Raw genomic sequence first — 13,242 nt, 5'->3', positions numbered from 1 at the left:
TTAAAGCTCCAGTAAGTTTACATCTACTGGAGCTTTTTTGTGCTATTTCATTGTTTTACTATTTGGCGATTGAGAAGTATTGTATGCATTACATGCTATACCGATACCGAGCAAGGACCAAAATACTGGTGAAACGGCCATAGAGGAATCGTTTGTGATACCTGCCAGCATAAATCCTATGGTAGCAATAAAAGCAGCAATACCAGTACGTGTAAATAATGTATAGGAAACAGTATTCTTATATAACCGTATGCTCCATACAAAATAAACTATATAAAATACGAGGAAAGAAATCAAAGCTAACACACCTGATTGAATACCTAATTGCAAATAGAAGCTATGAGGTTTTGTTAAAAGATCGTTTCCAAACCCTGAATTGTAGAGATTTACGTAATCTTGTTGAGGAAATGCAAATACGTATGAATTAGCACCTTCACCCAGTATAATATGGTCTTTTAGCAAGGGGATAGACCTTGACCAAATGTAACCTCTTCCGGATGCATAATTCTCGTATCCAGTAAATACTGCAGAATCTGCTTCAATTATTTTATCTAATCTACCATATTTATTAATATAATAGAAAGTATCATCTCCTAATTGATTGGTGAAGTTCCAGTCTTTACCGTCTATATATAACTGTAATATTGCTAAGCTATCTGTATATCCTATTACAGCAGTAATACCTTGAAAGCGCTCATCATCTATAATAATTTGCCCGGATTCATCTGTATGACTTGCCAGTATACTTTCTTTCTCGTCATAGAAGTAAGTGTTATAATTGGAGTTCTCAAGCTTCATATCTACGTTTAATATATTATTTTTATAAGTAATAGTAAGTAATTTATCTGTCTTAATATTAGTTAGATTAGGTGTAGACTTTGTGATATTTGTAAAGCTTTGAAATGTGTTCTTAACAAAACTAAAATTGATTAGTGAAATAATCAATACTCCTGCTAATAACAAGCCAGTAGAAATTAAAAATACTTTCTTATTAGTAAATATTTTTGCACGAAAGAAGAACAATAAAAATGGTATAGTCGCAATTATACATATAATAGATGTTTTGGATTCTGAACCGAACAGAGATATTATCAGTCCTAAGAGTATAATGCTATATAATGCCAGCGTTTTTTTTGTCTTCTCAGTTAAAAGGAGACACAAAATAAATGGAATGAGCATGGATACATATACGCCAACATAGTTAGGATTAAATAGTGTCATGTATGTACGATTTTTACCAAATGACATTGTATATCCATCGAGATTGCTCCATTGGTTTCTTGGAAGATAAAGCTTTTTGCCAATCTCTGTTGCTAGAAAATCATGTCCTATAGCCTGCAGTGTTCCAATAAATACTATAACTAAAACGCCTATCATAAAATAATGGAGTAAGTAGGATAAATCTTCTTCTTTTTTTATGTAAAGATAACAATAAATTACTATCAGACAGTAGCTTATTAGTGTAAATACGGATTCAAACTGATCAAATATACCCCAGTAACCATACTTGGCAGTTTCTGAAGTTATAGTTGAGAGTAAAGTTAGAAATCCAAATAATATTAAGGGAATAAATAATTTTAGTTCCTTAATTTTACTATCTGATTTTCTTAGATTTAGTATAATCAATACTAACAACACCGCCGATATTATAAGAAAAAAAATCTGTTTGTAATGAAGGAAGAAATCTAAGGTGGAAGAATTCTGTGATGCCCATGAATAAGAGGATATGTCAGGGTTATCTAAGTGGTAATGCATAATTAATGGTAAAACAGCGAGTATTAAGATAATAGGTATAACAAAATATTTACTGCTTGGAGAGGTGTTCGGATGTTGTTTTAATTTTGTTTGATGATTAATGCTTGATTTGTTTGCCATAAGAGACTCCTTAAGTATAAATACATTATTAAATAGAATGGTAATGTTTTTACAGTACAGGCATATTTTAATACTTTTTCTGGTAATTGACAAGGAAAACGGTAGAATTCTTCAATATTAAGTTTTTGAAATTGTAAGCATTCGACAAAAAGGCTTGTAATTTCCAGTGCTATTCATTATAATAATATTATTAATAAGATGGGAAGAACTTACTATGTATAATAGATATTTAAAGAGGTTATTAGATATTATTGGTTCGCTTGTGCTAATTATAGTTTTATCTTGGCTATTTATATTATTAGCACTGTTAATTAAGTTAACATCAAGGGGAAAAATATTATACAAGCAAAAACGTTTTGGGAAAAATAAAAAAATATTTAGCATTTTAAAATTCCGAACAATGAAGAGCTCAGCACCCGGAGATGTGCCAACTCATTTGCTACAAGATCCAGAAGAATACATAACAGGAATTGGGAAAATACTTAGGAAAACAAGTCTAGATGAATTACCCCAGCTTTTTAATATTATAAAAGGGGACATGTCAATAGTTGGCCCACGACCTGCTTTATGGAATCAATATGACCTTATAGCTGAGCGTGATAATAATGATGCTAATGATGTAAGGCCAGGTTTAACAGGATGGGCACAGATTAACGGAAGAGATGAGCTTCCAATACTATTAAAAGCTCATTATGATGGAGATTATGTTAAAAAAATGAGTTTCTTATTTGATATGATCTGTATTTTTAAGACAGTTGTATATGTCATAAAACACGATGGTGTGAATGAAGGAGTTATAGAAGGAAGAAATAATAATGAAAAGAGTATTAATAATTGGGGCTAATAGTTATATCGGACAAAAGCTACATGAATATATAACAAATAATTGTAGTAATAGTATTGTAACTATGCTTGTCAGTGCTTCAGATGGCTCATGGAAAAAGGTAGATTTCAAAGGGTATGATACGGTTATTCATCTAGCAGCTATAGTTCATAAGAAAGAAAACAAGAAGATGAAAGAACTATATGATAAAGTCAATCACAGACTCGCAGTTAAGGTAGCAAAGCTAGCTAAGAATAGTGGAGTCAAGCAATTTATTTTTATGAGCACTGCTGCTGTTTATGGAAAAATTACAGGCTACATTACTAAAGATACGATACCACAACCAACTACATATTATGGAATTTCTAAATTAGCTGCTGAAAATGATATTCAGGGTCTTCAAGGTGAAAATTTTAAGGTAACAATAATTAGGCCTCCCTTAGTTTATGGTGATGGATGTAAAGGGAATTATGCTAAGCTTAAAAAAGCTGCCAATTATTTTTTTATTTTTCCTGATATACATAATAAAAGAAGTGTAGTTAATATAAATAAACTCAATCAGTTTATAACCCAGACTATTTTAGATAATTTAGTTGGAATTCATTTTCCGCAGGATGACGAATTTTTTGATACATGCAAGGCGGTTGTTGATGAGAGAAAAGCAATAAATAAAAATACAATACTTATACCTGGATTTATTTTTGCTTTTATAATTAATAGGATCAATATACTAAGAAAGATATTTGGAGATTTTTATTACTTAAGTGAGTAATGCTTATATTCAATTAAACTGGCTAATAATGCTGCTCAGAAAGTAAAGGTAAGCGGAGTTTAGCCAGTTATTTTATGAGTATAACTCTCTAGTACTTTATGAGAATGTTTAATATAAAATCGAGGCATATTTATGAATAAAATTTTAATTATCTCAACCATAAGTGGTTTTTTAAAACAATTTGAGAGTAATAATGTATCAGTTTTAAAAAACTTAAATTATGAAATTCATTATGCAACAAATATAAAAAATCCAGTGTATGGTGAGAATAAAGATTTAGAAAACATGGATGTTAAATTACACCAGATAGATTTTGTCCGTTCTCCATATAGAATCTATGAGAATATAAAAGCCTTTTTGCAGTTAAGAAAACTTATTAAGAACGAAAAGTATGACATAATACATTGTCATACGCCGATGGGAGCTGCACTAGGAAGAATAGCTGCCAGAGCTTGCGGTATTAAAAATGTTATTTACACAGCACATGGTTTACATTTTTACAAAGGTGGACCAATTTTAAGCTGGATAATCTATTATCCAATTGAAAAATATCTATCAAGGTATACAGATACAATAATTACTATTAATGACGAAGATTATAATATAGTAAAAAAATTTCATTCTAATAAAGTAATTAAAATTAATGGAGTAGGTTTAAATATAGAAAATTATAGAAATATCAATATAAATAAAATAAAAAAATGTAGCAGTTTAAATGTTGATCCAACTAAGTTTCTTATGTGTTCAGTTGGAGAGGTTAATAAGAATAAAAATCATATAGTAATCCTTAAAGCATTGCGAAGTATGAATGATAATAATATTATTTATTTAATATGTGGTAGCGGAAAACGATTAGATTATCTGAAAAAGATTGCCAATAGATATAATATTCAAAATAACGTTAAATTTTTGGGGCACAGACAAGATATAGCAGAAATTCTATCAGTCTCAGATTGCTTTGCTTTTCCATCAAAGCGTGAGGGGTTAGGCATGGCTGCATTAGAGGCTATGGCAGCTGGACTGCCATTACTAGTATCCGATTCACGCGGTACAAGAGAATATTCAATTAATGGGAAGACAGGTTTTGTGTATAACTATAATGACTACTATGGGTTTGCTAATGGCATTAAAATTCTTAAAAGGGATTTAATTCTAAGAAAAACGATTGGTAATTATAATAAAATAGTTGTAGAGAGATTCAACTCTGATCAAGTAATTAATGTTATGGAGAAGTTATATCGCTCTTTTTCACTTTGATAATACTATTAACTACTACTTAATTAAGATCATGGAGGTTGTTATGAATGATATCATAATATCTGTTATAATGGGAGTGTATAATTTTAATAGTATTAAATTAATTAATAAATCCATAAACTCAATACTTAACCAATCTATTAGAAAAATAGAATTTATTATTTGCGATGATGGTTCAACAGATGATACTTATGATTTGCTAAAAATGATATCTCGAAAAGATGATAGAATAATATTAATTAGAAATAAAGTAAATCTCGGACTTGCTGCAACATTAAATAATTGTATTAGTATAGCAAAAGGAAAATATATAGCAAGAATGGATATAGATGATGTATCTGCTCAAGATAGACTTAAAGAACAGTATGAATTTTTAGAAAATAATAATCAATTTGATATGGTTGGTTGTAGCGCTTTCATTATTGATGCAGATAGTATTATCGGTAAAAGAAATCCAAAGAAGGAACCTGATAGAAAAGATTTTTTATTTAACTCTCCGTTTATTCATCCAACAATAATGATTAGAACTGAAGTATTAAAAAAAATTAATGGATATAGAATAGCTAGAGAGACAACAAGAGCTGAAGATTATGATATGTTTATGCGATTATATTATCATAATTTTAGAGGATATAATTTACAGAAGTATCTATATTATTATCGAGAAGATATACAATCTATAAAAAAGAGAAAATATAAATTTCGAATTCAAGAAGCAAAAGTTAGATATATTGGTTATAAAAAATTGAAATTGTTACCACTAGGATACTTATATATAATAAAACCTCTAATAGTTGGATTAATTCCTGTTAAATGTTTACAAAAAATTAGAAAAAATATCTCATATTAATATAGGAGTTAAAATGAAGCCATTATTAAAAGTTAATAAAAAAACAAATACATATCTATCAGTACTAAAAAAGAATAAAAGTATAGATTATTATAGTAATGCATATAAAATGATAACTAATAAAAATAATAATATAAATGCAACATTCTATGATACATCAGTATGTGCAATATCCCCAATTTTGATAAGCTATGTTATTTGGATACTAAAGAAAGCAGAAAAAAGCAGTATAAAGCATTTATTTTTTTTGGCTCGCGATGGACAAATTATGTATAAAATTGCATGTATTATTGTGAAGAAGTGTAATATAGATATAGAATTACATTACTTATACTGTAGTAGAATTAGTCTTAGAATACCTTTATTTTATATAAATCAAGAAGAAGCAATTAATAAAATGTTTCTAAATAGTGCTTATGTTACTATTTCATTAATTTTGGATCGAGTCAATTTTACAAATGATGAAAAAAAAAGAATTTATAATGAATTAAATATTTTAGATGGTGAGGCAAATGAACAATTAACATTTGAAGGTATAAAAGATTTTAGAATTAAATTATGCTCTTCACAAGAGTTTTATATAGTTATGAATTCTAAATCAAAATTAGAATATGACAATTTAATTAAGTATTTTGAGCAGGAAGGACTATTTAAGTATTCACATTATGCTATTGTAGATAGTGGGTGGGTAGGTTCAATGCAGCGTTCCCTTCGTATTTTATTACAAAGCAAAGACCCAAAACTTAATTTAGAAGGTTATTATTTTGGTTTATATGGAAAACAGAATGAATTAGATGGAATATATAACAGTTTCTATTTTTCACATAAATACGGATTAAAAAATTCAGTTTTTTTTAATAATAATTTATTTGAATGTATATGCTCAGCTGACCATGGCATAACACTGGGGTATCGAGAAGAAAATGGTATAATAATACCAGTTCTTAATAAAATCGAACCAACTTCTATGACAGTCCAACTACATTATATTATTCTTGAGTTTTGTAACAATCTAATTTTAAATTATCATCATTTAAAAGAAGATAAACTCAGGGGATATACATATAGTACAATAAAGCTATTCATGGTAGAACCTAGCAAAGAAGAACTGGATATATATGGAAACATACATTTCTGTGATGATGTATCAGAAAAATATATGTTAAAATTGGCTGCTGATATTCAGATAAAGGATTTGATATATCATATTATACCCGTTAAATTATTTTATAGATTAATATATCGAGGAAAAAGAAAAAATGTTAAAGAAAGCTATTGGATGTGGGGAACAATTTCAAGACAGAATATCTTGATAAAATGGATTTTCAAACTTAATTATATAATATGGCAAAGTTTTCAATGGATACGTATTAGATAAACTACTATTTGGAGTAAAGTATGATAAGAAGATTTATACTAAAAAATTATAAAATATTATTTAGATTAGCAATAAATGATTTTAAAGCAAAATATTCAGGTTCTTTTTTAGGCATTATGTGGGCTTTTATACAACCTTTAATTACAATATTAGTATTTTGGTTTGTCTTTCAAATGGGGTTTAAAACAACGCCTATTAATAACTTTCCATACATATTGTGGTTTATCTCTGCCTATATACCATGGATTTTTTTTACAGATGTTATAACAGCAACAGCAAATTGTTTTAATGAATACAGTTATTTGGTTAAAAAAGTAAAGTTTAATATTGTATTATTGCCTCTCATAAAAGTTATATCAGCATTAATAATTCATATATTTTTTATTTTTTTTATTTTTGTAATGTTTGGCTTATATGGATTTAGAATTTCTATATATAATTTTCAAGCCTTTTATTACACCGGTGTATTAGTTATATATGCTTTAGGTTTAGCATTTATACTATCATCATTGGCTGTTTTTTTTAAAGATTTAATTCAATTAATTAATATAATTCTGCAAATAGGTTTTTGGATTACTCCTATTTTTTGGAGTATAGATGGTATAGACAAAAAGGTATTAAATTTAGTTAAAATAAACCCTATGTATTATATAGTAAGTGGTTATAGAGATAGTTTTATTTATCATATTTCAGTTGTTAATAAGCCTGTTGAAACTATATATTTTATAGTAATTTCCATAGTATTGCTATTATGCGGAATTATATTATTAAAAAAGTTAAGACCTCACTTTGCGGATGTACTATAAATTTAATAGAAAGGACAAACTTAATTAGGATGTATACAATTGAGGTAGATCAAGTAAGTAAAAAGTATGCTTTATATTCAAATAAAAAAGATATTTTAAAAGAAGTCTTTTCCTTAAAAAAAAATAAATACCATAAAGAATTTTATGCTTTAGAGGATATTTCGTTTCAGGTAGATAAAGGTGAATGTGTAGGAATAATAGGTCTGAATGGATCAGGAAAATCAACTCTACTAAAAATTATTACGGGTGTTTTAACGCAGACTTCAGGTAATGTATCTATAAATGGTAAAGTATCTGCATTATTAGAATTAGGGGCTGGATTTAATCCTGAATATACTGGCTTAGAAAATATATATCTTAACACAATGCTAATGGGATATACTAGAAAAGAAACTGAGGAAAAACTTAAGCATATTTTGGATTTTGCTGATATAGGAGATTTTATAAATCAACCAGTTAAAGTTTACTCTTCAGGTATGTTTGTAAGACTTGCTTTTGCAATAGCAATTACTATAGAACCTGAGGTATTGATAATTGATGAAGCTTTAAGTGTTGGCGATGTTTTTTTTCAACAAAAATGCTATAAAAAAATAAAGGAACTTGCTGGAAAAAGTACGGTTTTAATAGTATCACATGATTTAAATGCAATGACAAAATTTTGTAAACGTATTATTGTGATGGATAAAGGTAAGATAAAGTATGATGGTAATGCACAAGAAGCAATTACGACTTATTTTAAAATAAAACATGGTAAATATTCCATTAGTCATAATAATGATTATGATTTAGATATGAAAGATTTTAAGGATTTCCTTGTTCCTGATAAAAACAATTATAGTGGAAATATGAATGTTATTATTAAGAAATATTTATATACAGTTAATGATAATATAAATTGTGAGAATTGCAAGTATGGTGACAATTTTAAAATTTATTTACTTGTAGAGTCTATAATTAATTTAGATAATTTAATCGTTGGTTTTCAAGTTAGGGACAAGTATAGTAATGAAATATTTGGTGAAACTAGCCTAACATCTGGATATAATGATTTTAGACTAAATGAGGGTTTAAGTTTAATTAATCTAGAATTTACATGGCCAGAAGTACGGGAAGGAAATTATTTTATAACATTAGGTATTGGCAATGGAGTAGAAGTTTTGAATCAAATAGAGGAATGTTGGATAAATAATGCTATTCATGTCACTGCTTCTGTTGAAGATAAGGTGATTTATGGTGTATTTAATTGTCCTGTAAGTAATTTTAGTATAAATAGAATATAGAATTGAGGAATTAAAATGGAATGGATATATAATCAGCCATACTTTGAATGTGATAGATTAAATAAATCTTTATTAGAATATGCACCCTGGTCAGGTCATAGATATTTTGCATATGATTTTATGTGCTACTATAAACCCAAAAAGGTCGTAGAATTAGGTACACATTGGGGGTGTTCAGCATTTTCATTTTTGCAAGCTATTAAAGATAAAAATATTGATTCTCAATTTTATGCTATTGATTCTTGGAAAGGGGATGGATTTACAGAGCATGATTATCAAGAAATTAATATATATGAGAATTACAAAAAGATAATTAACGAAATATATACTAAAACTAATAATCATATATATAAAATGTTCTTTGATGAAGCTTTGATAAATTTCGAGAATAATACCATAGATTTATTGCATATAGACGGTTCGCATGATTATGATGATGTCAAGCATGATTTTGAGAGCTGGATACCAAAAGTAAAAAATAATGGTGTTATCTTCTTTCATGATATAAGTGAAGATAAGGTTAATAATGAAATTATGGGATCTCATAAATATTGGTTGGAAGTATCAAAAATTTATCCTTATACTATTAATTTTGATTTTAGCCTAGGATTAGGTGTTTTATTTTTATCTAAAGAGATGTATTTAGATTTTATAAAAAATATCGATATTAACAGGTATCAAAGATTGAATAACGAGCTTGCAGTCCTCTATAAGAATGAATTAAGAAAAGAGTATTTTATTAAATTAAATCATGAGACGCATATAAAGGATTTATACAAACAAATAGAGATAAAAGATGATCACTTAAATAAATACAGTGATAGTGTTCTCGAAAAAAACCAGTATATTATGGATTTAGAAAAAAGAGATGAAGAAAAAAACTGGATTTTAAAAGATTATGAAAATAACGTTCAGGGGAAAGATAATTATATTTGTGAACTTGAAAAACGTGATGAGGAAAAGAATAAAATACTAGAAGAATATAAGCTGATTATACAAGAGAAAAATGATTATATAATGAAACTTGAGAAGCAAACTGAAGAAAAAATATAATATATGACCTTATATACACTATGAAGAAAGGGGAGAGTGTTACATGAAAGAGAAAAAAATATCTGTTATTATACCTGTATATAACACTGAGCAATATCTAAAAAGATGTTTAAATAGTATTCTTAGCCAAAGTTATAGAAATATTGAATTAATCATAGTTAATGATAGTTCACCAGGAGACGCTGAAAAAATTGTAAATGAGTTTCTTGAAAAAGATTACACAGAAAAACAGATTAAGTATATATCCCATAAAACTAATAAGGGACTTTTTCAGACAAGGTTGTCAGGTGCGGAAGCAGCTACCGGAGATTATATTGCTTTTGTAGACAGTGATGACTACATATCCTATGATTTTTATAGACTATTAATGTTTAATGCTATGGACGAAGATGCTGATATAGTTATAGGCAATACTGTACATGAAAGAAAAGATGGAAGTAAATATGTTTATAATTTTCATAATTCAAGTCTAGAATTTGAGTCATTATTAGGAGAGCAGGTTAAAGATGCTTATTTTAACCAAAAAGGTCTTTGTTATTCATGGCATACTATATGGAATAAAATATATAAGAAAAGTTTATGGGATAAATGTTATCCTTATTATAAAAATATGAATAAACATATAATCATGACTGAAGACATAGCTTTTTCAACCTTATTGTTTTATTATGCTAATAAAGTTACTAAAATAAGTAATGAAGCATATTTTTACTGTGAAAATGACAATGCATCTACTAATAATAATAATATAACGATAAATAAATTTAAAAAAAATATCTCTGATATAAGTAATGTTTTTAATTTTGTTGAAGAATTTTTTGTATTAGTAAAAGCTGATACAATTTATATAAATTTATTTTCTGAGTTTAGAAAATTATATTCGAGAATGTGGAGAGGTTTACTAGAAAAATTTACTGGTAATGAATTAAAACAAGCAATCAATATATTGAATAGTTTTTTGGTAGATTACGAGGAAAAATGTTGTTCGGATGATTATTTCTTTTCTTCAATTACTACAGATTGGAATGGTGGACTAGAATATAATAAGGAGATAATATCTAAGAATCAATATGAATATGTAAGTTTTGATATTTTTGATACTATCATTACTAGACCATTTTATAATCCTACTGATCTTTTCAAATTATTAAATGAAAAATTTGAAAAAATATTTCCAAGTAACATAGATTTCTATAATATTAGAATAGAGGGAGAAAAAAGAGCCAGAGAAAAACAATATTTTATTAATTCTTCATATCAAGATATAGATATAAAAGATATATATGATACTATTAGTAATGAATTTCATATAGATAAAAAGATTACTGATGATCTTATGAATGAAGAAAAATTATTAGAGATAGAATTTTGTAAACAAAGAAAAGCTTCAAAAGAGATATATGATTTAGTTAATTATTTGCAGAAAAAGATTATTTTTATATCAGATATGTATTTAGATATAGAAACTATTAAGAAAATATTAGATAAAAACGGGTATAAAGATTATTATAGATTATTCTTATCTTCTGATAAAAAGTTAACAAAACATTCAGGAGATTTATATAAAGAGGTCTTACGAGAACTAAAAACAAAAGGTAATAAAATTATACATATTGGTGATACCTGGCATAGTGATATTGATATGGCTAAAGCATCAGGTATAAACACAGTTTTTATGCCTAAAGGGATAGAAGTTTTTGAAAATAAAATAGATAAATTAGTTACCAATAATTGTGGTAACGCTTTTATATTGCTAAGTAATGGTTATCAAGATGCAAATAAGACATTAGAGTCTTTAGGATTTAGGTCTATGTTGGCAATTATTGCAAATAAGTACTTTGATAATCCATATAGAAGTTTTAATACAAATAGCGATTATAATATTGATCCTTATTTTATTGGTTATTATCTTTTAGGTATGCATATGCTTGGATTATCACAGTGGTTAAACATAGAAGGTTATAAAAGAAATAAAAATAAAATTTATTTTATGGCTAGAGATGGTTACCTTCCTATGCTAATTTATAAAGAATATAAAAATTATATAACTCAAGGACCTGAAGCGGAATATTTACAGATATCTAGAAGAGCTATACTACCTGGAATGATTAAGACTACTTTAGATTTATTTGATCTACCCATAGAATATAGAAATCACTCCCCAAAATCTTTAATGGAGCTACTTGAATTTTGTAGTAAACATACAAATGAGCAAAATGTTATAAATATTTTAAAATCAAAGGGGATTCTTTATTACAAGACATTTAATAACAGAAAAGAGTATAATTATTTTATTAATATTTTTATAGAATTATTTTATGATAATTATAAACATAATAATTCTTTGAATATAGCAAAAGAATATTATAAAAGAATAAATGAAAACGATATTGCATTTGATATGGGGTATAGCGGTAGAATACAAGGGGCATTATCTTATATATTAGGTAAAGGAATTGATGTATTATTTATTCATTCTGATAATAACAGATCATTTAATAACAAGCGAAAGTTAGATTTTAATATTGATAGTTTTTACGACTACTCTCCAGTAATGACAGGTTTAATACGCGAACATATTCTATCTGAAAGTTCTGGTTCATGCATAGGTTTTGAAATAATAAATTTTAATGTAATTCCTAAATTTGAATTTAGAGAAAAAAATTATCAAGATGAACTAATAACAAGGCTACTTCATAAAGGGGCAATACAATTTGCTAAAGATTTTATGGGAGCATTTGGATGTCACTTGTCTCATATTACCTTTAAAGGTCAAGAAGTATCTATGCCTTTTGAGAGTTATTTAAGATTTTCAAATAGAAATGATCGAAAGATTTTTAGCTCTTCTTATTTTGAAGATTTAGTTTACGGAGCTAAAGAGCAAATAAATATAGAAGAATTTATTAATAACGAACTAGATAGATATCCCGATTATGGTCATATAAATGCTCCTTATAACCCCCTCATCAAACCAAATTATAATAATATCAATAGTAAATTAAAAAGAGTAATTTTATACTGGATATTAGATAAGGATATATTACGAATAAAATTATGGACTAAACTTAGGCATCATAAAATAATTTTTAGGACAAGTAGATGGCTATATAGAAAGTTTTTTAGGAGAAATTCTTAATTCAATAATTTT

The 13,242-nt window shown here is 27.1% G+C and carries 10 protein-coding genes; 9 read left to right on the top strand and 1 reads right to left on the bottom strand.

Features of this window, described 5'->3' with window-relative positions; genetic code table 11:
• Positions 1-42: 42 nt before the first annotated feature.
• Positions 43-1,875, bottom strand: coding sequence for an O-antigen ligase family protein (locus BR73_RS0123995; protein ID WP_033168335.1), 1,833 nt, complete (start codon positions 1,873-1,875; stop codon positions 43-45).
• 214 nt (positions 1,876-2,089) lie between these two features.
• Between BR73_RS0123995 and BR73_RS0123990 the strand changes: the two genes are divergently transcribed.
• The 9 genes from BR73_RS0123990 (at position 2,090) to BR73_RS0123950 (ending at position 13,230) form a co-directional block, all read left to right on the top strand.
• Positions 2,090-2,719, top strand: a complete 630-nt coding sequence (locus BR73_RS0123990) for a sugar transferase (protein ID WP_033168334.1) — start codon at positions 2,090-2,092, stop codon at positions 2,717-2,719.
• Positions 2,691-3,470, top strand: coding sequence for an NAD-dependent epimerase/dehydratase family protein (locus BR73_RS0123985; protein WP_033168333.1), 780 nt, complete (start codon positions 2,691-2,693; stop codon positions 3,468-3,470). The genes BR73_RS0123990 and BR73_RS0123985 overlap by 29 nt, the downstream gene beginning before the upstream one ends.
• A 132-nt stretch (positions 3,471-3,602) precedes the next feature.
• Positions 3,603-4,727 carry a glycosyltransferase family 4 protein gene (locus BR73_RS0123980; protein WP_033168332.1) on the top strand — a complete coding sequence of 375 codons (1,125 nt, stop codon included), beginning with the start codon at positions 3,603-3,605 and terminating at the stop codon, positions 4,725-4,727.
• Between the two features lie 43 nt (positions 4,728-4,770).
• Positions 4,771-5,577, top strand: coding sequence for a glycosyltransferase (locus BR73_RS0123975; RefSeq protein ID WP_033168331.1), 807 nt, complete (start codon positions 4,771-4,773; stop codon positions 5,575-5,577).
• Between the two features lie 13 nt (positions 5,578-5,590).
• A complete protein-coding gene (locus BR73_RS0123970; protein WP_033168330.1) occupies positions 5,591-6,955 on the top strand; it encodes a hypothetical protein in 1,365 nt (454 codons plus the stop codon).
• 20 nt (positions 6,956-6,975) lie between these two features.
• Positions 6,976-7,761, top strand: a complete 786-nt coding sequence (locus BR73_RS0123965; RefSeq protein WP_033168329.1) for an ABC transporter permease — start codon at positions 6,976-6,978, stop codon at positions 7,759-7,761.
• Between the two features lie 29 nt (positions 7,762-7,790).
• Positions 7,791-9,041 carry an ABC transporter ATP-binding protein gene (locus BR73_RS0123960; protein ID WP_033168328.1) on the top strand — a complete coding sequence of 417 codons (1,251 nt, stop codon included), beginning with the start codon at positions 7,791-7,793 and terminating at the stop codon, positions 9,039-9,041.
• A 15-nt stretch (positions 9,042-9,056) separates the two neighbouring features.
• Positions 9,057-10,094 (top strand): class I SAM-dependent methyltransferase, encoded by a 1,038-nt coding sequence (locus tag BR73_RS27910; RefSeq protein WP_051685538.1) that lies wholly within the window; start codon positions 9,057-9,059, stop codon positions 10,092-10,094.
• Between the two features lie 43 nt (positions 10,095-10,137).
• Positions 10,138-13,230 (top strand): HAD-IA family hydrolase, encoded by a 3,093-nt coding sequence (locus BR73_RS0123950; RefSeq protein ID WP_033168327.1) that lies wholly within the window; start codon positions 10,138-10,140, stop codon positions 13,228-13,230.
• Positions 13,231-13,242: the final 12 nt, after the last annotated feature.

This window comes from Clostridium sp. KNHs205 (assembly GCF_000702945.1).
GTDB lineage: Bacteria > Bacillota > Clostridia > Lachnospirales > Lachnospiraceae > Anaerocolumna.
The sequence above is the reverse complement of the archived record's forward strand: the minus strand, read 5'-3'. Positions and strand labels throughout refer to the sequence as shown.

What these genes read in the sequence shown, in the direction of transcription:
- BR73_RS0123995 (WP_033168335.1), bottom strand. Translation starts at nt 1,875, where the DNA reads ATGGCAAACAAATCAAGCATTAATCATCAAACAAAATTAAAACAACAT.
- BR73_RS0123990 (WP_033168334.1), top strand. Translation starts at nt 2,090, where the DNA reads ATGTATAATAGATATTTAAAGAGGTTATTAGATATTATTGGTTCGCTT.
- BR73_RS0123985 (WP_033168333.1), top strand. Translation starts at nt 2,691, where the DNA reads ATGAAAAGAGTATTAATAATTGGGGCTAATAGTTATATCGGACAAAAG.
- BR73_RS0123980 (WP_033168332.1), top strand. Translation starts at nt 3,603, where the DNA reads ATGAATAAAATTTTAATTATCTCAACCATAAGTGGTTTTTTAAAACAA.
- BR73_RS0123975 (WP_033168331.1), top strand. Translation starts at nt 4,771, where the DNA reads ATGAATGATATCATAATATCTGTTATAATGGGAGTGTATAATTTTAAT.
- BR73_RS0123970 (WP_033168330.1), top strand. Translation starts at nt 5,591, where the DNA reads ATGAAGCCATTATTAAAAGTTAATAAAAAAACAAATACATATCTATCA.
- BR73_RS0123965 (WP_033168329.1), top strand. Translation starts at nt 6,976, where the DNA reads ATGATAAGAAGATTTATACTAAAAAATTATAAAATATTATTTAGATTA.
- BR73_RS0123960 (WP_033168328.1), top strand. Translation starts at nt 7,791, where the DNA reads ATGTATACAATTGAGGTAGATCAAGTAAGTAAAAAGTATGCTTTATAT.
- BR73_RS27910 (WP_051685538.1), top strand. Translation starts at nt 9,057, where the DNA reads ATGGAATGGATATATAATCAGCCATACTTTGAATGTGATAGATTAAAT.
- BR73_RS0123950 (WP_033168327.1), top strand. Translation starts at nt 10,138, where the DNA reads ATGAAAGAGAAAAAAATATCTGTTATTATACCTGTATATAACACTGAG.